This window comes from Streptococcus sp. Marseille-Q6488, assembly GCF_946902925.1.
Taxonomy (GTDB): Bacteria; Bacillota; Bacilli; order Lactobacillales; family Streptococcaceae; genus Streptococcus.
Genome location: NZ_CAMPPZ010000001.1, coordinates 1 through 20979, shown reverse-complemented (window position 1 = coordinate 20979; position 20979 = coordinate 1). Strand labels below are relative to the sequence as shown.

Genomic DNA, 20979 nt, shown 5'->3' with positions numbered 1-20979 from the left:
CCTCATTCTAAACAGTCAATCAAAGGTAGAACTTCTAAAAAATCTCTCTTGTCAACATGATGTGGTATTTCTTTTCTGAGTACTTCTTTGGCACAAAAAGCAATTCCCAATCCTGCTGATTTCAACATCAATAAATCATTGGCCCCGTCACCGATTGCAATCGTTCTTTCTTTAGGAAGTTTTAGTTTCTCTCTCCATTTTGCCAGAGTCTCTTTTTTGACCTCAGGACTTATAATTTGTCCAACTAATTTTCCTGTTAGAAGATCATCTTTGACTTCAAGTTGATTGGCAGAGAAATAGGCAATACCAAGAGATTTTGCTAATCTCTCAACTATTGGTGTAAATCCACCAGACACCAGACCAACTAGGATGCCATTCTTTTGGAGAATAGAGATAAATTTCTGGGCATTTGGCGATAGATGAATTGAGTTGAAAACTTTATCAAAGACCGAAATAGGAAGACCTTCCAAGAAGGACACTCTTTTTCGTAAACTGCTTTCAAAGTCCAACTCTCCTTGCATTGCCCGACTTGTAATCAGCGAAATTTCCTCTTCACGACCTACCTCTCTTCCCAAAAGATCAATCACTTCTTCTAAGATTAAGGTTCCATCAACATCCATGACACACAAGCCTTTTACTTGAGACATCAGTTCTCCTCTCTAAACAGCCTAAAAATCGTATGAAGTCATCATACGATTTTATCTATTAGTTAACTAAACTATGGTACAAGTCAAGATATGACTTGCAGGCTGTATCCCATGAGAAATCACACTCCATAGCTTGTTTTTGTAGGTTTCTCCAAATGTCTGGATGGTTTCTATACAAGTCCAAAGCTGTTTGGAAAGTCCAATTTAACCAGTAAGGAGATAGATTGTCAAAGCTAAAGCCAGTACCGCTTCCTTCGATTGGATTGAAAGCGCGAACTGTATCTCGCAAGCCACCAACTTCATGGACCAATGGCAAGGTTCCGTAACGCATCGCCATCATTTGAGACAAGCCACACGGTTCAAAACGACTTGGCATGAGGAAGAGGTCACAAGCAGCGTAGATTTCTTGAGCTAGTTTGACATCAAAAGTGATATTTGCTGATAGCTTGTCTGGGTAAATCTGAGCAAACCATGAGAAAGCTCCTTCAAATGCTGGATCGCCAGTTCCCAAAAGAACAATCTGAACATCATTTTGCAAGATATGGTGAAGACTTTCGACCACCACATCAAAACCTTTTTGACGTGTCAAACGAGAAACAATTCCCACCAGTGGAACGTCAGATCTAACTGGCAAGCCAACTCTTTCTTGCAATTTTGCCTTATTTTTGGCTTTCCCAGACAAATCTTCCTGATTGAAATGATAGTCTAAAAGAGCATCCGTCTGAGGATTATACAGGTCAGCATCAATCCCATTCACGATACCAGACACCTTGCCAGACTCCATTCGAAGAATCTGATCCAAGTTACATCCGAACTGACTGGTCATGATTTCATGAGCATAGCTAGGTGAAACGGTTGAAACACGATCCGCATAGAGAATACCTGCCTTCATCCAGTTTAAACAGTTGTTCCAGCGAAGGGTACCATCAGCATAACGTTCAAAGCCAACTCCAAACAAATCCCATAACATTCCTTCTGAAAATTGTCCTTGAAATTCCAAATTATGAATGGTTAAAACAGTTTTTATTCCTTGATAGGCTCGAATCCAACGGTATTTTCCCTTTAACAAGAAAGGAATCATAGCTGTATGGTAGTCATGAGCATGGAGAAGATCAGGAATAAAGTCAATCCTTTCCATAGCCTCAATGGCAGCCAGTTGGAAGAAAGCAAAGCGCTCTCCGTCATCAAAATCACCATAAACATGACCACGGAAGAAATAATATTGGCTGTCAATAAAGTAGAAGGTTACACCGTTTAAGACGGTTTTCTTAATTCCACAGTACTGTCTGCGCCAACCAACACTCACCTCAAAATGAAGCACATCTTCAATCTGATTTCCAAATTTAGCCTCTACCATGTCATAGTAGGGTAAAATAACTGCAACTTCGTGCCCAGCTTTTACCAGTGATTTTGGAAGAGCGCCAATGACGTCTCCCAGACCACCTGTTTTTGAAAAGGGTGCACCCTCTGCTGCTACAAATAAAATTTTCATGAATGAATATCCTCTGTTACTTTGCTACCTTTCTTAACAACAACTGGATGTTCTGCAGTTCCTCGAATCACAACACCAGGCTCAACTTCAACACCCTTGTCCAAGATAGCATATTCAACCTGAGCTCCTTCTCCAATAACAACACGAGGGAAGAGCAGGCTATCTTTAACCAGGCTATCCTTATGTACATGAATATTACGTGATAGAACAGAATTTGCCACTTGACCTTCAATGATACTACCAGACGCAAACTGAGAAGTGCTTACTTTAGATGTATTAGCATAGTAAGTTGGCTCTTCGTTTTTGACCTTTGTATAAATCTTTTGGTTTGGTGAGAAAAGAGAATAGAATTTCTGTGATTCAAGCATATCTTTATTAGCTTGGTAATAAGACTCTACAGAATGAATATTTGCAAGGTAGCCTGTATACTCGTAGGCAAAAGCTCCTTCTTTGGCAGCTAAATCACGTAAAACATAGCGCAACTTCTCTGGATGTTCTTTTTTAGCTTCTTCTTCCAAGCGTTCAATCAACCAAGGTGTATCAACGACAAAGATATCTGTAGACATATTGAACATTTCAGCTGTTGACTTGCTATCAAAGAGTTTATGAGAAAGAACATGGTCTGTTTCATCCACTTCCAAGATTGCATTTACTTCTGAAATATCTTTCTTAGCTAGTTTTTTATAAACTACAGTGATAGGCCCTTTTGTTGTACTATGTAGGTGGAAAACTTGGTTCAAATCAATGTTAATCAGGACATCGCAGTTGAGGGAAACCGTTTGGTTTGACCCAGAACGTTTCAAATAAGTAAGAAGCTGTTGGTAGTATTCTTTTCCAACTGTGCTACTTTCTACACGGGTATTGTAAATCCCTAGATAGTAATGGCTAAGAAGGGTTGATAAGCCCCACTCGCGTCCTGAACGAATATGGTCAAAGACTGAGCTGATATTATCCTGCTGGAAAATACCAAAGACACTACGAACACCTGCATTAGCAAGGCTTGAAAGTGGGAAGTCGATCAAACGATATTTCCCACCAAATGGCAAACTTGCTACTGGACGGTGGTCCGTCAATGTCGACATATCATGAAAACCAACTGTATTTCCTAAAATGGCAGAATATTTATCAATCTTCATCTGTTGCTACCCCCACTACTTCATCATATCCTACAACTTGTACTTCTTCTGTTCCATCAATTTCGACACCGTCAGAAATAATCGCACCTTCACCAATAATGGCACGTTTAATCTTAGCTCCTTGACCAATGATAGCTCCACTCATGATAACTGAATCAACAACTTCCGCTCCTTCGCGAACTTGCGCGCCTGTTGAAAGGATAGAATGTTTAACAGTTCCATCAACGAAACATCCGTCTACAACTAATGAGTCTTCCACATCAGCATTTGCCCCAAGGAAGTTTGGTGGTGAAATCAAGTTTCTTGAGTAAATCTTCCATTGACGGTTACGACTATCCAAGGCATTTTCTGGAGAAATGTACTCCATATTCGCTTCCCAAAGTGACTCAATCGTACCAACATCTTTCCAGTAACCGCTAAATTCGTAAGCATAAACACTTTCACCTGACTCAAGGTAATTTGGAATGACATTTTTACCAAAGTCTGACATATCTACATTGCTCTTTTCAGCAGCGACTAACATATTACGAAGGCGTTGCCAATCAAAAATGTAGATTCCCATAGAAGCTTTTGTAGATTTAGGTTGAGCTGGTTTTTCTTCAAATTCAACAATACGATTGTTGGCATCAGTATTCATGATACCAAAACGGCTTGCTTCTTTAAGAGGGACGTCTAAAACTGCTACTGTCAAGCTGGCATTATTATCCTTATGAGACTGGAGCATATCATCATAGTCCATTTTGTAGATGTGATCCCCAGACAAAATCAAGACATACTCAGGATTGACACTGTCGATATAGTCGATATTTTGGTAAATAGCGTGACTAGTCCCCTCAAACCAACGATTTCCTTCACTGGCAGAATAAGGTTGGAGAATAGAAACACCAGAATTGATACCATCTAGTCCCCAGCTTGAACCATTCCCAATATGATTGTTGAGAGCAAGTGGCTGGTACTGTGTAATGACTCCAACATTGTGAATCCCTGAGTTGGCACAGTTTGAAAGGGCAAAGTCAATGATACGGTAGCGCCCACCAAATTGCACAGCTGGTTTTGCGATGCTTTGAGTGAGTTTACCGAGACGAGTTCCTTGCCCACCAGCAAGAATCAAAGCTAACATTTCATTCTTCATTTTCTACTCCTTTTTGGTTTTTACTTGTGACGGTTTTAGTGGACTTCAAGCGACGTTTGATTTTCCATACACTAGCTCCCATAGCCGGTAGGGTAAAGGTTAAGGTCTGCTCATAATCTTTCCATAGTCCTTCTTGCGTTTGAACAGTTTGATTATGTTCTTTCCAAACGCCTCCCCACTCTTCTAACTCAGTATTCCAGACTTCTTCGTAAATTCCTGCAACGGGTAGTCCGATTGTAAAATCTTTCCGTTCAACAGGTGCCATGTTAAAGATACAGACTAACATTTCTCCCTTTTTACCCTTACGAATAAAGGAAAGAACACTCTGGTCTCGATTATCCGCATCAATGATTTCAATACCATCATAGCTGGTATCAATTTCCCACAGACAGCGGTTGTCTTTGTAAAACTGATTTAGCTGAGAAGTGAAATACTTCATCTTAGCATTCATTGGGTCTTCTAGGTTAGACCATTCCAACTGCTCTTCAGATTTCCATTCTAGGAATTGGCCGTATTCGCTACCCATGAAGAGCAATTTCTTACCAGGGTGACAAATTTGGTAAGTGTAGAGATTGCGCAAGCCTGCGAATTGATTGTAACGATCTCCCCACATCTTATGCATCATACTCTTCTTGCCATGAACCACTTCATCGTGCGAGAATGGCAAGAGATAGTTTTCATTGAAAACATACATAAAGCTGAACGTCACCAAATTAAAATCATACTTACGGTAAATTGGGTCTTCTTCGTAGAAACGGAGGATATCATTCATCCAGCCCATGTTCCATTTGTAGTCAAATCCTAGACCACCAAGCTCTTTCATTCCCGTAATCTTGGTTGCAGACGAACTTTCTTCTGCAATCATCATCACATCTGGATATTCTAACTTAATAATGTCATTCAAGCGTTGAAGGAAATAATAACCTTCATAGTTGAGATTTCCCCCATCTTTGTTAGGTGTCCATGGAGCATCATCATAGTCCAAATAGAGCATGTTGCTAACAGCATCCACACGAATACCATCCAAATGATAGACATCAATCCAATGCTTAATACAAGAAATCAAGAAGGACTGGACTTCATTTTTTCCAAGGTCAAAGTTAAGGGCACCCCAACCATAGTTATGAGCCTTATTATGGTCTTGGTATTCAAAAGTCGGTGTCCCATCATAATAGGCTAAGGCATCATCATTGATGGTAAAGTGACCAGGTACCCAGTCCACAATAACCCCAATATTATGGATATGACACTCCTCGACAAAATCTTGAAACTCCTCTGGTCGACCATAAGCATGCTCTAAAGCGAAGTACCCCATGAGCTGATAACCCCAACTCAAACCGAGAGGGTGGGACATCAAAGGCATAAACTCAATATGAGTATAGTTCATCTCAACTAGGTAAGGGATAAGTTCATCCTTGAGCTGGGCAAAACTATAGGGACTACCATCAGGATTTCTTTTCCATGAGCCAGCGTGAACTTCATAGATATTGACAGGACGTTCAGCAAAGCCCCAACGTTTTCTTCGTGCCAGCCAAAGTCCATCCCTCCATTTCTTCTCAGGAAGCTCTGTTACGATTGCCCCTGTTCCTGGACGAGCCTCATATCTGACAGCAAAAGGGTCAATCTTCATCAGTTGATGACCATTTTGACGTGTGACATGATATTTGTAAATATGCCCTTCTTGAGCCATATTGGTAAAGACTTCCCAGACCCCAAAGTCATTTCTTACCATTGGAATCTGACCCTCAATCCAGTTGGTAAAATCCCCCACCAAGTGGACAGCCTGAGCATTAGGTGCCCAAACACGGAAAGTATAGCCATACTCTCCATTCACTTGCTCTTTATGTGCTCCTAGATAATGCTGAAGGTGAAAATTCTCTCCTGTCATAAAGGTGCGCAAAGCTTCTCTTTTATCCATAATACCCCCTCTTTTCTGTAAGCGTTTTCTATGTTTTTATTATACTACCTTTTTAGAGAAGATTCAAGTAAATTACTATACTTATTTAAAATTATTTTGAAAATCTACAAAAAGTTCACTTTCTCGTTCAATTGTAAAGCAATATTTTTTCAAAAAAATGTGAAAACGCCTTTCTTTTCTCTACTATAATACCAAAAAGTTCGGATTTTTTCTATGATTATTATTGTTTTATAGCAAAAAAATAAAACCAGGAAAACAATTTCCTGATTTTACACATTTGATGAAAATATTTATCAACTTTTCTATACAAGTGAGTTGTTAGCTAAGCTCTTTCTATTCGTTCACTTCCAATAATGTGTTAGAATAGCGAGATAGATGGTCTTTATAAAACACTCAAGACGGCTAGACTAATATCATCTAAAACATTATCTTCTTTTGAACGACTATTGGTTACCAACATGGCTAAATTTCCTGCATTCTCAAACTGATAGGGTTCGGATTTAGCATTCACAACAACCAAGAGGTGTTCTTTCCCATGAACTTCATAGATAAGGCAGCCGCTATGTTCAATCGCAGAATGCACAAAGACATGATGGTAAATTTCATCATAGCTAGAGTAAGAAAAGGCACCAGTTTTTGTCTTCAATCGGATGACTTGACGGATAAACTCAATACTATCTTGACGCTCATTGATCAAATCCCAGTTGACTTGGTTCACACTGTCAGGAGCATTATAGCTATTCATCGCACGCTCTCTATCATCATGGGTCAACTCACCATTCTCACCAGTCGCAACCAGTTTGGTACGACCAAATTCTTGACCGATTTCCATAAAGGCCATTCCTTGCATGAGCAGATTCATGGCTGTGGCTGTCTCAACCTTGCGCATGATTTGTTCTGAACTTTGGTCTGGATGAAGAGTTGCCAATAAATCGTGAAGATTGTAATTGTCATGGGCTTCTACATAGTTAAGCACCTGATTTGGATGTGTATAGGTTCCTAATTCACGACTTCCTAGGATTGCTTTAGCTAGAATTGGCTCTGTCGCAGCACCACTGACAAAACCTGATTTAATTGCACCGTAAACTTCTCCACCTTTGACAGCATCACGCTGATTGTCATTAAAGAAACCAATGTTTGGCATTTCGTAGGCGTTGTCTTTCTTAGCCTTATCATAAGGGGCAAGACCTGTTCCCATATCCCAACCTTCTCCATAGAGGATAATGTTAGGGTCAATTTCATCCAAACTCTGACGAATCATCTGCATGGTCTTGACATCATGAATCCCCATCAAGTCAAAACGGAATCCGTCAATATTGTATTCCTGCACCCAGTATAGAAGAGAATCAATCATATACTTGCGAAACATTTCGTGTTCACTGGCTGTTTCATTTCCAACACCCGTTCCATTCTGGAAGGTACCGTCTGGATTCATACGATAATAGTAATCAGGGACAGTTGTTTGGAAAGGTGCATCAACAACTGAAAAGGTATGGTTATAGACCACATCCATAATGACACCAATACCCGCATCGTGGTAAGCTTGAACCATGGTCTTCAAATCACGAATGACCTGAGCTGGATCATCTGGATTAGTTGAAAAACTAGTTTCTGGTGCGTTATAGTTTTGTGGATCATAACCCCAGTTGTAGGTTACATTCCCGTCCTCATCGTATTCTTTGTGACGGTCTGCAATTGGTTGCAACTGAACATAATTGTAGCCCAACTTCTTGATATGATCAAAAGCAGTTGACTGACCGTACTGGTTAACCGTTCCAGTCTGAGCAGCACCCAAGAACGTTCCTCGAAGATGTTCATCCACACCTGAGGTCGGTGATTGGGTCAAATCACGAATATGCATTTCACAAATAACTGCCTTACATGGATTTTCCAAACGCCAAGCAGCATCAGAACCATGCTTGACCTCGAAATTTTCGACTTGTTTTTCTGCATGGCTCAGAATAGCAGAACGTTTGCCATCAGGGCTGGTCGCTATTGTATAAGGATCACGTGTCAGTGTTTCGTGATGAGGGAATTGGACTTGATACTGATAAGCCTTACCAGTCAAATCTTCCTCAACATCCAAACTCCAGACACCAATAGTATTGTCCTTATGGTTATAAGAGTAGCGATTGCCTCTCTCCATATCAAAAGTCTTCCAAACAGGTGCATCATTAGTAGCTGATTCATAAACCACAACCTGTACTGCTGTCGCTGTTGGTGACCAGAGGGAAAAATGAGCCTGATTGTCCTCTACATGGCAACCCAATTCCCCTTGGTAACCCCAATGATGGTCAAAACTAGCGCTGTTAATGGCCTTATCAAAGGCAAAAGGATTTTGATTTTTATAGAAAGGACTGGCAATAGCAGGATTTTCAGAGTAATAAATCCGATCATCGCCTTCCAAAATCCAGACCTCTGTTAAGAGGGGATAGTGATTAAAACGGATAGCATATTCTTTACTGATTTGGCCGGTATGAACCACAAAATTCAAGCTTTCTAAGGGATGAACACTTGGGTGTTCAAAGCTAAATAAGGCACCAAAATAATCTTCTTGGTAAGTTAGTAAATCAATTCGTTGATCCTGGCTTTTTACAAAAGAGCAAGTGTCATATTCACCATTCTTGCGATGGTAATGAATGCGCATAGGGTAGGTATACATTTTTATTTTTCCTTTTTATTTTATTTCTGTTTCACTAATAAATTCTTGACCGATTTTGTCCCGATTAACAAATATTGTCATTCTATCTAAACTCTATTTTTAAAAGATCATTACAAACTTTCTAGCCATGCCTCGTCTCTAACCTCAATACCAAGTTCTTGTGCCTTTTGAAGTTTACTTCCAGCATCTGCTCCTGCCACGACGAGGTCGGTCTTTTTAGACACACTGCCTGTTACCTTGGCACCCAAACTTTCAAGTTTGCTTTTGGCTTCTGAGCGCTTGAGACGTTCCAATTTTCCAGTCAATACCACGGTCAAACCTGACAAGGCCGCATTCGCAACTACTGTCTGACCTTTATAGTCCAGATTGACCCCAGCTTCTCTCAATTCTCTGAGGAGAATTTCAGAGCCTTCTGTAGCAAAGTAAGTCTGAAGACTCTTGGCAATCACACCACCCAGACTTTCAATACTAGCCACTTCCTCTGGATCTGCCTGAGCCAGATTTTCAATTGAATGGAAATGTTGGAGTAAGAGCTGACTGGCCTTGCTTCCGACATGGCGAATTCCCAAACCAAACAAGAGTTTTTCAGCAGAGTTTTCCTTTGATGCTTGAATAGCATGATAGAGTTTACCAGCAGACTTTTCCTTAACCCCCTCTAAAAGGAGGAAATCTTCTTCTTGCAAACGGTAAATATCCGCTACATCCTTGACTAGATTGGCAGCAAAGAGCTTCTCAACAATAGATGGACCAAGACCTGTAATATTCATGGTGTCTCGAGAAGCAAAGTGAATCAAACCTTCCATGATTTGAGCAGGACAACGCGGATTGATACAACGGAGAGCCACTTCATCTTCAAAGTGCAACAAGTCAGAGTCACAACTCGGGCAGTTTGTAGGAATATCTAGTTTCTCTTCAGAAACCCGTTTGGACTCTACCACACGCAAGACAGCAGGAATGATATCTCCTGCCTTATAGACGATAACCGTATCGTCCTTGCGGATATCTTTTTCAGCAATATAATCCACGTTGTGAAGGGTCGCACGGCTAACAGTTGTCCCAGCTAGTTGTACTGGTGTGAGATTTGCAGTTGGCGTGACAACTCCAGTACGGCCTACTGTCCAGTCAACTGAGAGTAATTGGGCTTCTTTTTCTTCAGCTGGGAACTTGTAGGCTACTGCCCACTTTGGAGCCTTAACGGTAAAGCCAAGTTCTTCTTGACCTGCTAGGTCGTTTACCTTGATCACTACCCCATCGATATCATAGGGAAGACTGTCTCGTTCTTCTCCTACTTCTTGGATAAAATGCCAGATTTCATCTATGTTTTCAGCCAAAATCCGCTTAGGATTGACTACAAAACCGAGCTGTTCTAGGTGCTTCAAAACCTTTTCTTGGCTGTCACGAGTTGAAGGACTGGCTTCTTGATAGAGAAACGTTGCAAGATTGCGCTTGGCAACTACTGCTGTATCCAACTGACGCAAGGTTCCTGCCGCCGCATTACGAGGATTGGCAAATTCAGGCTCTCCATTTTCTTGGCGAGCTTGGTTGACCTGGTCAAAAGAAGCGCGTGGCATGTAACATTCCCCACGAACTGTGATATCTAGTTCTTCTGGCAAAGTCAAAGGAATGTCCTTAACACGCTTGAGGTTTTCCGTGATATTCTCCCCAACAGAACCATCTCCACGCGTTGCCCCAGCAACTAAAATCCCCTTTTCATAAGTCAGCGAGATAGATAAGCCATCGATTTTCAGCTCACAAATATAGGTCGGATGAGCCACCTCCTTACGAACACGCGCATCAAAAGCTTCAAGCTCCTCACGTGAAAAAGCATCCTGCAAACTATAAAGAGGATACTGATGACTGTATTTTTCAAAACCATCTAAAACCTTGCCACCAACACGATGGGTAGGACTGTCTGCTAGCACTTGATCTGGATAGGCAGTTTCTAACTCAACCAACTCTCGGTAAAGGCGATCATACTCACTGTCTGAAACCGAGGGATTATCGCTAGTATAGTACTCAGACGCATAGCGATTGAGCAAGGCGACTAACTCATTCATTCTTTTATTCATAAGACCATTTTACCATAAACTAAGCCCTCCTCACAAACGAGAAGGGCGGAAAAAATACTTAGATTGGAATTATTTTTAAAACTCAAACAGACTCATGTCTCTTTTTTAAAATGAGTTCGAACATATCCGAGAGCTAAGAAAGATAAGGCTACAACTCCAAGTCCAATAATCAAGAAAGAATAAAGATGAACACTTGGAAGCCAGGTCATTAAACCTGTTGCAATAGGCATAAATAGAATGGCTAAGGTAAAAATTGTGCTTAATACTCTCCCCAAATATTCCCCCTCAACCTTGGTTTGCACCTGAGTAAAAAAGTGAATATTAAAAATTGTCATAAACAATTCACAAACTAAATTTCCAGAAAAGGAAAGCAAATTTGGAAGTGATAATCCCATCATAAGAACTCCGACACCTGTCAAAGCCAGTAAAATCAAAAGATTATAAACATTAGCTTTAATTTTACTAGCTAGAAGAGCCCCAATGATGGAACCAATAGCCCCCATAGTCAAAATACTTGCGTAAGCTCCTTCTACTCCGTAAAGCCTATTTGAAAAGGGGAGGAGAAATTCAAAAGCGGCAAAAAAGAAATTAACACTGGAAGCTACTAACAAAAGGAAAAAGATTTCTTTCTGGCGCCAAATATAGCCAAGTCCATCTTTCATATCAGCAAAAATGGCTTTCCAGCTGAAAGTCTTTTTCTCTTGTTCCTGAGTCTCTTTTTTAGGGAGAAAAGCTACCAAGGTAAATGCGATGAAAAAACTAATGGCATCTAAAACAAGCGTCGTATGGAGACTGGCAAATTGTAAAACAAGGAAGGAAAGTACAGGAGAACTTACAGCTACAACCTGCAAAACCAGCTCTAAACGAGCATTGTAGGTCACAATCTCGTCTTTCTCAACAACCTCAGTTATAATGGCTTTATTGGCTGTACGAGAAAATGCAAATGCAACCGCCTGAACAATATTGGCAAAAATCAAAGCCCCAATCATCCAGCTGTCATTCCTTATGAAAGAAATAGTCAGACAAAGAATCCCACAAACAAGGTCTGTCGTCATTAAAATCTTACGACGAGAAAAACGGTCTGATATAACTCCACCAAAAGGATTGACTAGAATAGATGTGACGAGTTCTGAAATCTGATACATTCCCAAAACTGTCTGTCCGATAGTTCCCATGGAAGCCAACCAGACACTATTTCCATAATCATAGAGCATATTCCCTATCTTGTTAACAGCTCCACGGCTAATCAACTGTACTGCATAGCGGTTCATATAAAAACTCCTCTCAAATTTTGAAACTATTGTATCAAAACCGAAAGGAGCTTTTTTCTTTTTCCCTTATTTGGGAAAATTAATTTTTGATAAATTTTTCGTAGTGTTCCTGATAGTAGGCTACTTGCTCTGGGAGACCTAGCACATCAAAAATATGCATGGCCTCTTGCATCTGCTTACAGCCTTCTTTACACTGTCCTTTTTGATATAAGGCAAAACCTTTTAAATAATGGAAAACATTACGCTCATAAAGCTTAATACCTTTACCAATAATCTTCTCTGTATAAGCATCAAAATAACTTGCATTGTCAAAAGAAAGATTCTCTAAACAATGCTGGTAACAATTGAGCGCCAAAATCAACACCAATCTCTTATGGCGACCAATTTCTTGATAAAATCCCTCCCTCTCCATCACTTCTCTACCAATTCGAGTGACATAATCCACATCGTAGAAACTATAGAGGTTACCAAACAGAATCAACTCATACATGGTCCATTCTTCTGTTTTGAAGAGATAATCTGCTACCTTATCCAAATCATCTTGCTTCATATCATAACTCGAATCTCTTTGACAAATCAGACCTTGTAGCAAAATCCAGTTCAGCTCAAAATAAAGGGGATTTGTCGAACTCTTAGCCTTTTCAAGTTGTTCTCTTTGAAGCTTTTGAAAACCTGCAATATCATTTGAATAGTAAAGAGGCACAATTTGTCCCATCATGGCAACATGTTCATGATTATGAAAATCCCTAGCCTTATCCATGAAATTTTCGATTGTGACATGAATGTTATCCAAAATCTCAAAGAAACGTGAGACCGCTAGGTCAGACTCCCCAAGCTCAAAGCGAGATAACTGAGAGGTCGAACAGGACTCACCTGCCGCCTCCTTTAAAGAATAATTTCCACTTGTCCGAAATTCACGAAATACTTTTCCAAGATGTTCCATCTTTACACCTGCTCTGATAATTCTTCCCATTCAAGCATGGCTTCTTCCTGACGGTGGCTAATTTTGTCCAGTTCAGCCTGCAATTCCATCAGTTTGTCGGCATCGTTTGTTTCCAACATTTGTTCAGAAATGGCTTGACTTTGACTTTCTAACTCTTCGATTTCAACTTCTAGACTTTCAATTTGTCGCATGAGTTTGCGAACTTCTTTTTGACTTTCTTTCTGAGCCTGGTAGTCATTGAGTGTACTTACTTCTTTTGCTTGATTGCTGGTTGAAGCTTCCTCGGTTTGAATCATTTCTACTTCTGATTTCTTCTCAACATAGTAATCGTAATCTCCAAGATAGAGAGTTGAACCATTTTCAGACAATTCCAGTACATGAGTTGCCACACGATTGATAAAGTAACGGTCATGGCTGACGAATAGAAGAGTTCCATCGAAGTCAATCAAGGCATTTTCTAGCACTTCCTTGCTATCAATATCCAAGTGGTTGGTCGGCTCATCCAGAATCAAAAAGTTGTTGTTTTCCATAGACAATTTAGCCAAAAGCAAACGTGCTTTCTCGCCACCAGACAGCATGCCGACTGATTTTTTAACATCATCTCCTGAGAAAAGGAAGGCCCCAAGACGGTTGCGGATTTCAACTTCTGGTGTCAGTTTAAAATCATTCCAGAGTTCATCAAGCACCGTATTACTTGGTGTCAGCTTGCTTTGGGTTTGGTCATAGTAACCAACCTCAACATTAGCTCCAAATCGCTTTTCACCCTTGATAAAGGGAATTTGGTCCACGATTGATTTAATAAAAGTTGACTTGCCAATACCATTGGGACCAACGATGGCGACAGCATTCATCTTACGAAGGTCTAGGTTGATAGGTTCTGACAATATTTCCCCATCATAGCCAATAGCCGCATTTTCAACAGTCAGGACAACATTACCAGAGCTTTTTTCAGACTGGAAGGTCATATTGGCTGATTTCTTACCAGCTTCAGGCTTGTCCAAACGCTCCATTTTTTCCAGTTGTTTGCGTCGAGATTGGGCACGTTTGGTCGTTGAAGCACGGACTAGATTGCGATTGACAAAATCTTCCAGAGCAGCTATTTCCTTTTGTTGCTTTTCATAGTGCTTTGCCTCAGTAGCTAGTTTTTGTTCCTTCAACTCAACAAAACGAGAGTAATTACCCACATAACGATCCAAGGAATGCTTGGTCAAATCCAGTGTAATCGTCGCAACCTTATCCAAGAAATAACGGTCGTGACTAACAATAATGAGGGCACCACTATAGTTTACCAAGTAATTCTCTAGCCAGGCAATGGTTTCGATATCCAAGTGGTTGGTTGGCTCGTCCAAGACCAAGAGATTGGGCTTTTCAAGAAGCATTTTGGCCAGAGCTAAGCGAGTATTTTGACCACCCGAAAGCTCAGCAATTTTCATCTGCCACATAGATTCATCAAACTTGAATCCATTTAAAATCGCTCGAATATCGGCTTCATAGGTAAAGCCACCTGCTTGGCGAAAATTCTCAGATAAGCGGTCGTAATCTGACATCAGCTTATTCAAGCCCTCACCAGACTTTTCACCCATCTCCAGCTCCATCTGACGAAGTTGTTTCTCAGTCCGACGCAAGTCATCAAAGACATAAAGCATTTCATCGTAGATGGTATTTTCAGACTCAAAACGGCTATCTTGGGCTAGGTAAGACAGAGAAATATCTTTTTTCTTATTGATTTCTCCACTAGTTGGTTCCTCTTCTCCAACCAAAATCTTCAAAAGAGTAGACTTACCTGCTCCATTTTTCCCAACAAGAGCAATCCTGTCTCGTTCATCAACCTGCAGGTTGATATTATCAAAAAGAACCTCTCCTGCAAAAGATCGTTCAATTTTATTAGCTTGTAAAATAATCATACAAGTAGTATAGCATGTTTCCCAAAGGCATTCAAGATAATGGTAAGTATTTTAGCGAAGGGTTTATAACATAAAATAAATTATGTATATTTTATGTTAGATTCCTTCGCTATCTTGTTGGATTTTCTAACCAGCCAATCTTGCTTCAAATAGTTATCGCACAAGTCTATTATTTAATTCTTTTCATTATATACGTACGTATAGCAGATTGAAATAAGATGAGAACAAATCGATTGAGGAAGTAAAATTAATTTCTATAAATGTTTTAGAAATTGTTTCGTACTATTTTAGATTCAACTACTATATATACAATATTTTCGGAGCATTCAACTTTTTAACTCTATTTATTACTAGATTTCATAATTAAAAAGCCTACTGACCAAGCTAGAAAGCTTGATACAATAGGCTTTTTGAACACCAATTATTTAACAGCGTCTTTAAGAGCTTTACCAGCTTTGAATGCTGGAACTTTAGAAGCTGCAATTGTCATTTCTTTACCAGTTTGTGGGTTGCGACCTTTACGTTCTGCACGCTCACGAACTTCAAAGTTACCAAAACCGATCAATTGAACTTTTTCACCAGCTGCAAGATAGTCAGCTACTGCTGCAAATACAGCTTCAACTGCTGCTGCTGAGTCTTTCTTAGTCAATTCTGTAGCTTCTGCTACTTTAGCGATCAAATCTTGTTTGTTTGCCATGTTAACGATTCCTCCAAATAATTTCTAATTAACAAATATAATCATATCCTAAAATCCCTTTTAGGTCAAGTTAAAAACGCTATTTCTTCCCATTTTCTTTATTTTTTTAGGAGTGGTAACGTACCAAAATAGCCCAAGCGTTCTCACCCGTGTGAGTTTGAATAATGGAACCCGTTTCCAAAACAGAAATTGGCTGTTCAACATAAGCTTGTAAGCTTTCTTTCATCTCTTTTGCCCAATCAGCACTACCAGAATATGAAATTCCAATCTCTGCTACAGAACGTTCAGAAAGCGATGTTATCAACTCATCTAACCATTTTTTAAAAGTTTTAGCTCCACGACCTTTAACCATTGGCTGCAATTCATGGTCTTTCATTTGCATGACAACACGGATATTGAGAAGGGAGCTTAACAATCCAGTTACACGGCCAATTCGTCCACCTTTTACTAGATTTTCTAGAGTAGAAACGCCAATATAGAGCTCCGTATGGTTTTTAACCTCTTCTACATGAGCTAAAATTGTCTCCATGTCTTTGCCTTCTTGAGCTAATCTCGCAGCCTCAACAACTTGGAATTTCAAGGCTTGGTCAGTGAAGGAACTATCAACAACAGTCACATCTGCAGTAGATAAACTAGCACCTTGGCGTGCTGCTTCTACAGTCCCCGAAAGAGCATGAGACATATGAATAGCAAGAATCTGGCTACCATCCTTGCACAGGTCTTCAAAAACTTCAGCAAAGACACCTACAGGCGGCTGACTTGTTTTCGGAAGATTCTTAGCTTCTTGCATCAAGTGAAGAAATTTACCTTCTTCTTTCAAATCAGCATCAGAATAAACAACATTATCAATCATTACAGATAGTGGCACTACCGTAATATCTAATTGCTTTACTAGTTCTGGTTCAATAGTAACAGATGAATCGGTTACAATCTTAATTTTTGTCATAGTATCAATCTTTCTATTTTAGGATTCAGATTGGTTTTCTTACTTTTAATTATATCAAAAAAAGATTAAAAATCCTAATGGAGTCACTCAAATTTTCCGTAAAAATTTGATATAATCAACTTATAAGAAAAGAGGTGTCCTATGATTAAAAAAATTTACCCCATTTTAACCATTTTACTAGGTGCTGCTATTTATGCTTTTGGTCTAACTTATTTTGTAGTTCCTCATCATCTCTTTGAAGGAGGGGCAACAGGTATTACCCTTATCACCTTTTATCTTTTTAAAATCCCTGTTTCGCTCATGAACTTGCTGATTAACATTCCCCTTTTCATCCTAGCTTGGAAAATATTTGGAGCAAAATCCCTCTATTCTAGTTTGCTAGGAACCTTAGCCTTATCCGCCTGGTTAGCCTTTTTTGAGCGTATTCCACTTCATATTGATCTTCAAGGTGATTTACTAATCACTGCTCTTATAGCTGGGATTCTATTGGGAATTGGTCTTGGAATTATCTTTAATGCTGGAGGTACAACTGGCGGAACTGATATTCTAGCTCGTATTCTCAATAAATACACTCATATATCAATGGGAAAACTGCTCTTTATCTTAGATTTTTGTATTCTCATGCTCATTCTCCTTATCTTCAAGGATTTGAGATTGGTTTCCTACACACTCTTATTTGATTTTATCGTTTCTCGTGTCATTGATTTGATTGGCGAAGGAGGCTATGCTGGTAAAGGCTTTATGATTATCACAAAACGTCCTGACCAACTTGCTAAAGCGATTAATGATGACCTAGGAAGAGGCGTTACTTTCATCTCAGGTCAAGGCTACTATAGTCAAAAAGATTTGAAGATTATCTACTGTATTGTCGGTAGAAATGAGATTGTGAAAATGAAGGAAATGATTCATCGAATCGATCCGCAAGCCTTTATAACCATTACAGAAGCCCATGAAATCCTTGGAGAAGGATTTACCTTTGAAAAAGAATAAAAAGAGGTAATGTCGTGACATCAAAAGTTAGACTACATCATCTATCTTTTGGGTTACAGACAACCTCTTTTCTTTACTCAAACTCTTAAGACCAATTCCTAGCGACTTCTTCATCAGCCTTTAACTGATCCACTAATTGGTCAACTGAGTCAAATTTGGTCATATCTCGAATGCGATCAAGCCAATAAACCATGACGGTTTCCCCATAAATATCTTGATTAAAATCAAAAATATTGACTTCAAAACGTGCTTCTTCTCCATCAAAGGTCACATTTTTCCCGACACTAGCCATAGCACGATACTTCTGTCTTTGAATCTCAACATCAACAACATAAACGCCATCTGCTGGCATATAAGTACGGTCTAAAAGCACTAAATTAGCTGTTGGATAACCAATCGTACGACCACGAGCATTACCATGAACCACCATACCTCTGGATGGAAGCGGTGCCCCCAAAAGTTCTCCTGCTTCTTTCACATTTCCATCTAAAATAGCTTGACGGATACGAGTTGAACTAATCTTTCCTTTCTCATCTTCTACAGGTGGAACAATGATAACTTCTCCATCAAAGTAATCCTTTAAATTTTCTGCTGTTTTTTTGTCAGAACCAAATGTATAATCAAAACCTGCAACAATAATTTTGGCATTCATAGCCTTGATATAGGTTGCAAAAAATTCTTCTGCCGTGAGACTAGCGAATTGACTACTAAAATCAAGGAGATATAATTCTTCTACGCCTTCACGCTTTAATTTCCTCTCACGTTCAGCAGGGTTCAAAATATGTAAAAACAGATCAGGATGATAAGGCTCTAAAGCGATCTTTGGAGATTCATTAAAGGTCATAACGACGATAGGTAATAAATCTTTTCTCGCAGCCTTATTGGCAACACGAAATAATTCTTGATGCCCCTTGTGTATACCATCAAAATAGCCGAGAACAACGACTGAATCAGATGGTGTGCCAATATCTTTTTGGTTTTTTATAGGAATAGTAATAATCATAAAATAATTATATCATAGCGATAGCTATTTCTGGAACAGAAAATCTGAAATATCGTTTTTTTCACCTGAAGTGTACCTGTTTTCAAAAAGCACTTCACTCTATCGTTGCTTAACTATGAACTTTGCAATATTCTTCTCAAAAACTTGTAGGACATCTTCAAAAGTTTGAAAGGAGTGATTAGACTTGTTAGGTAACCATAAAGTGTCATACTATGCTTATGTATGAAAAAGCAATGCAACTAACTCCTGAGAACTTTAAATTACTAATTGGTGTCGAAAAGGTAGAATTTAGAATCGAGGTACACCTATGGCTGTAAAATTTACAAAACGAGACAACTTGGTCAAGATATTTGAAGAGTTTCCTAAACTCCCTGATTTGAAGCAAGTCACTTTCCCTGATGACAAAGAAAAAAAGCCAAAGTAGAAAAGAAAAACTAGATGACTGCTTTTCAACAACTCCCATCCAGTGTGCTTCAGATTGGAGCTATTTTTCTCTCCGTCTGTTAGCTTGGATTCTCAGACAGTTTCAGCTAAAGAATATCTTTTCCCTTATCAGAAGGAACGGCTCAAGCCATTCAGACAAGTTAAGGGACGACAAGCCAATATTTGAAACCGGATACCAGTTCTTATAGTCAATTGAAATAAAATCTGAAGAAATCGAGTAGGAAACTCAAATCAATTTTTAGCAGTGTTCTATTCCAGATTCAATCCACTATACATATTAAAAAGTATGGGTACCAAAACAAAAAAACAGGCTCTCCGAAAACTCGGAAAGCCTTATTTAATGCTACTTCGAGCTTCCTCACCTTTACAATTCAAGGCTCTGGATAAAAAGGTTCACTGGAACTTTTTATTTAGCGATTGGGTAAACAGAAACTTGTTTTTTATCGCGTCCTTTACGTTCAAAGCGTACTACGCCCTCAACTTTAGCGAACAAAGTATCGTCTCCACCACGTCCAACGTTTACACCTGGGTAGATATGTGTACCACGTTGACGGTAAAGGATTGATCCACCTGTTACAGTTTGTCCGTCAGCTGCTTTAGCTCCAAGACGTTTTGCTTGTGAATCACGTCCGTTTGATGTAGAACCTCCACCTTTTTTGTGGGCGAAAAGTTGCAAGTTGTTAAGAGTCATTTTTAACATAATGTTTTCCTCCGTGTTAGTTTTCTGTGATAACTCTGGTTTGGACGAACTCAGAAGAGTTCTCCGATAAGTTTGCCATACCTAAGAAAAATGATTCAAAGAATAACTGGGTCATTTCTCTCTGGTGTGAAGGCAGGTCTTTTGGAATCTCAACCATCAGATAGCCACCTTCATCTTCGTTTAATTCTAGGATTGGTTCATAGCCTGCAAATTTCTCAATGGAATTGATAAAGTTAATGGCAAGCGTAGAAACCGATGCACACACGACATCTAAGCCGTATTCGCCACTCTCGGCGTGTCCAGTAATTTCCGCACTCCTCAGCTCGCCATCTTCGGCTCTCTCAAAGACTGCCTGTATCATGTGTTCTCCTTAAAATTAAGCGTTAATTGCGTTGATGACAACTTTTGTATATGGTTGACGGTGACCTTGTTTACGGTGGCTACCTTTTTTAGGTTTGTACTTGTAAGTAACAACTTTCTTTTGTTTTCCTTGTTTTTCAACAGTTCCAACTACAGTAGCTCCAGCAACAAGTGGAGTTCCGACAACAGTGTTTTCACCACCAACAAGAACAACTTCGTTAAAAGTAACTTCTTGACCAGCTTCAACGTTCAATTTTTCAACGTAAACTGCTTGACCAACTTCAACTTTAACTTGTTTTCCGCCAGTTTTGATAATTGCGTATGTGCTCATTATGCACCTCCTATGATTTTTATGGGTTTCCCCGATTTTTTGTGAAGACTCGCCTAGCATCGTGGGACGAACCACTTAAACTTGAATAATCAAGCAACGATGTTCGTGCGGTTGCACAGGAACGTGCATAGTCAACTCTCTAAGTATAGCATATCTCCTATTTTCTTACAAGTAATAACACCTAAAATGAAGCTTTTTCTTTTACTTGCTAACTTCTCAAAGTAACTTCCACTTGCCTGACCAAAGTGGAAATTAGTCTAAAACGGATTTTTATGGTGGAATTAAGTGTGAGACGTTTGAGTTAGAAACGAGGTCTACTATGACAAAACATAAA

18 protein-coding genes and 1 other annotated feature are annotated in these 20979 nt (G+C 39.5%); of the genes, 2 read left to right on the top strand and 16 right to left on the bottom strand.

The features are described from left to right. Positions 1-2: 2 nt before the first annotated feature. From serB to OVN23_RS00035, 12 genes are all read right to left on the bottom strand, one after another. On the bottom strand, positions 3-647 hold the full coding sequence (gene serB, locus OVN23_RS00090; RefSeq protein ID WP_267240016.1) for a phosphoserine phosphatase SerB: 645 nt from the start codon (positions 645-647) through the stop codon (positions 3-5). A gap of 58 nt (positions 648-705) precedes the next feature. Then, positions 706-2139 (bottom strand): glycogen synthase GlgA, encoded by a 1434-nt coding sequence (glgA, locus tag OVN23_RS00085; RefSeq protein WP_267240015.1) that lies wholly within the window; start codon positions 2137-2139, stop codon positions 706-708. After that, on the bottom strand, positions 2136-3275 hold the full coding sequence (gene glgD, locus OVN23_RS00080) for a glucose-1-phosphate adenylyltransferase subunit GlgD (protein ID WP_267240014.1): 1140 nt from the start codon (positions 3273-3275) through the stop codon (positions 2136-2138). The genes glgA and glgD overlap by 4 nt, the downstream gene beginning before the upstream one ends. Continuing rightward, the gene (locus OVN23_RS00075) at positions 3265-4407 is read right to left on the bottom strand and encodes a glucose-1-phosphate adenylyltransferase (protein ID WP_023936814.1); all 1143 of its coding nucleotides are present in this window, start codon (positions 4405-4407) and stop codon (positions 3265-3267) included. The genes glgD and OVN23_RS00075 overlap by 11 nt, the downstream gene beginning before the upstream one ends. Next, entirely contained in the window at positions 4397-6325 is a 1929-nt protein-coding gene (glgB, locus tag OVN23_RS00070; protein ID WP_267240013.1) for a 1,4-alpha-glucan branching protein GlgB, read from the bottom strand. Before glgB ends, OVN23_RS00075 begins: the two co-directional genes overlap by 11 nt. Positions 6326-6707: 382 nt before the next feature. Beyond that, positions 6708-8987, bottom strand: a complete 2280-nt coding sequence (gene pulA / locus OVN23_RS00065) for a type I pullulanase (protein WP_050971579.1) — start codon at positions 8985-8987, stop codon at positions 6708-6710. A 110-nt stretch (positions 8988-9097) separates the two neighbouring features. Continuing rightward, positions 9098-11056 carry an NAD-dependent DNA ligase LigA gene (gene ligA / locus OVN23_RS00060; RefSeq protein ID WP_267240012.1) on the bottom strand — a complete coding sequence of 653 codons (1959 nt, stop codon included), beginning with the start codon at positions 11054-11056 and terminating at the stop codon, positions 9098-9100. A gap of 92 nt (positions 11057-11148) precedes the next feature. Further along, positions 11149-12327 carry an MFS transporter gene (locus tag OVN23_RS00055; protein ID WP_267240011.1) on the bottom strand — a complete coding sequence of 393 codons (1179 nt, stop codon included), beginning with the start codon at positions 12325-12327 and terminating at the stop codon, positions 11149-11151. A gap of 79 nt (positions 12328-12406) precedes the next feature. Next, a complete protein-coding gene (locus tag OVN23_RS00050) occupies positions 12407-13270 on the bottom strand; it encodes a MutR family transcriptional regulator (RefSeq protein ID WP_267240137.1) in 864 nt (287 codons plus the stop codon). Between the two features lie 2 nt (positions 13271-13272). After that, positions 13273-15174, bottom strand: coding sequence for a ribosomal protection-like ABC-F family protein (gene abc-f, locus OVN23_RS00045; protein ID WP_267240010.1), 1902 nt, complete (start codon positions 15172-15174; stop codon positions 13273-13275). Positions 15175-15595: 421 nt separating this feature from the next. Further along, entirely contained in the window at positions 15596-15871 is a 276-nt protein-coding gene (locus OVN23_RS00040; protein WP_001284639.1) for an HU family DNA-binding protein, read from the bottom strand. Between the two features lie 106 nt (positions 15872-15977). Continuing rightward, positions 15978-16817 (bottom strand): DegV family protein, encoded by an 840-nt coding sequence (locus OVN23_RS00035; protein WP_173234047.1) that lies wholly within the window; start codon positions 16815-16817, stop codon positions 15978-15980. 141 nt (positions 16818-16958) lie between these two features. Between OVN23_RS00035 and OVN23_RS00030 the strand changes: the two genes are divergently transcribed. After that, a complete protein-coding gene (locus tag OVN23_RS00030) occupies positions 16959-17807 on the top strand; it encodes a YitT family protein (RefSeq protein WP_050243034.1) in 849 nt (282 codons plus the stop codon). Positions 17808-17892: 85 nt separating this feature from the next. On the opposite strand, the gene OVN23_RS00025 is transcribed toward OVN23_RS00030, so the two are convergent. Beyond that, a complete protein-coding gene (locus OVN23_RS00025) occupies positions 17893-18810 on the bottom strand; it encodes a bifunctional riboflavin kinase/FAD synthetase (RefSeq protein ID WP_173217838.1) in 918 nt (305 codons plus the stop codon). A gap of 307 nt (positions 18811-19117) precedes the next feature. On the opposite strand from OVN23_RS00025, the gene OVN23_RS00020 reads away from it, so the two are divergent. Next, positions 19118-19234, top strand: coding sequence for an SPJ_0845 family protein (locus OVN23_RS00020; protein WP_267240009.1), 117 nt, complete (start codon positions 19118-19120; stop codon positions 19232-19234). A 426-nt stretch (positions 19235-19660) separates the two neighbouring features. On the opposite strand, the gene rpmA is transcribed toward OVN23_RS00020, so the two are convergent. From rpmA to rplU, 3 genes are read right to left on the bottom strand one after another with little or no spacing between them, the layout of a single operon-like run. Continuing rightward, positions 19661-19954, bottom strand: coding sequence for a 50S ribosomal protein L27 (gene rpmA / locus OVN23_RS00015; RefSeq protein WP_000916509.1), 294 nt, complete (start codon positions 19952-19954; stop codon positions 19661-19663). Between the two features lie 16 nt (positions 19955-19970). Beyond that, positions 19971-20315 (bottom strand): ribosomal-processing cysteine protease Prp, encoded by a 345-nt coding sequence (locus tag OVN23_RS00010; protein ID WP_000613699.1) that lies wholly within the window; start codon positions 20313-20315, stop codon positions 19971-19973. A gap of 15 nt (positions 20316-20330) precedes the next feature. Then, positions 20331-20645 (bottom strand): 50S ribosomal protein L21, encoded by a 315-nt coding sequence (gene rplU / locus OVN23_RS00005; RefSeq protein WP_000109141.1) that lies wholly within the window; start codon positions 20643-20645, stop codon positions 20331-20333. Between the two features lie 35 nt (positions 20646-20680). Beyond that, positions 20681-20768 (bottom strand) — a sequence feature (ribosomal protein L21 leader region). Positions 20769-20979 lie beyond the last annotated feature (211 nt).

Bases quoted from the DNA above. Each gene is read 5' to 3' on its own strand.
- OVN23_RS00040 (WP_001284639.1), bottom strand. From the start codon at position 15,871: ATGGCAAACAAACAAGATTTGATCGCTAAAGTAGCAGAAGCTACAGAA.
- OVN23_RS00025 (WP_173217838.1), bottom strand. From the start codon at position 18,810: ATGATTATTACTATTCCTATAAAAAACCAAAAAGATATTGGCACACCA.
- OVN23_RS00010 (WP_000613699.1), bottom strand. From the start codon at position 20,315: ATGATACAGGCAGTCTTTGAGAGAGCCGAAGATGGCGAGCTGAGGAGT.
- serB (WP_267240016.1), bottom strand. From the start codon at position 647: ATGTCTCAAGTAAAAGGCTTGTGTGTCATGGATGTTGATGGAACCTTA.
- ligA (WP_267240012.1), bottom strand. From the start codon at position 11,056: ATGAATAAAAGAATGAATGAGTTAGTCGCCTTGCTCAATCGCTATGCG.
- abc-f (WP_267240010.1), bottom strand. From the start codon at position 15,174: ATGATTATTTTACAAGCTAATAAAATTGAACGATCTTTTGCAGGAGAG.
- OVN23_RS00055 (WP_267240011.1), bottom strand. From the start codon at position 12,327: ATGAACCGCTATGCAGTACAGTTGATTAGCCGTGGAGCTGTTAACAAG.
- glgD (WP_267240014.1), bottom strand. From the start codon at position 3,275: ATGAAGATTGATAAATATTCTGCCATTTTAGGAAATACAGTTGGTTTT.
- OVN23_RS00030 (WP_050243034.1), top strand. From the start codon at position 16,959: ATGATTAAAAAAATTTACCCCATTTTAACCATTTTACTAGGTGCTGCT.
- glgB (WP_267240013.1), bottom strand. From the start codon at position 6,325: ATGGATAAAAGAGAAGCTTTGCGCACCTTTATGACAGGAGAGAATTTT.
- OVN23_RS00050 (WP_267240137.1), bottom strand. From the start codon at position 13,270: ATGGAACATCTTGGAAAAGTATTTCGTGAATTTCGGACAAGTGGAAAT.
- OVN23_RS00020 (WP_267240009.1), top strand. From the start codon at position 19,118: ATGGCTGTAAAATTTACAAAACGAGACAACTTGGTCAAGATATTTGAA.
- rpmA (WP_000916509.1), bottom strand. From the start codon at position 19,954: ATGTTAAAAATGACTCTTAACAACTTGCAACTTTTCGCCCACAAAAAA.
- OVN23_RS00035 (WP_173234047.1), bottom strand. From the start codon at position 16,817: ATGACAAAAATTAAGATTGTAACCGATTCATCTGTTACTATTGAACCA.
- glgA (WP_267240015.1), bottom strand. From the start codon at position 2,139: ATGAAAATTTTATTTGTAGCAGCAGAGGGTGCACCCTTTTCAAAAACA.
- rplU (WP_000109141.1), bottom strand. From the start codon at position 20,645: ATGAGCACATACGCAATTATCAAAACTGGCGGAAAACAAGTTAAAGTT.
- pulA (WP_050971579.1), bottom strand. From the start codon at position 8,987: ATGTATACCTACCCTATGCGCATTCATTACCATCGCAAGAATGGTGAA.
- OVN23_RS00075 (WP_023936814.1), bottom strand. From the start codon at position 4,407: ATGAAGAATGAAATGTTAGCTTTGATTCTTGCTGGTGGGCAAGGAACT.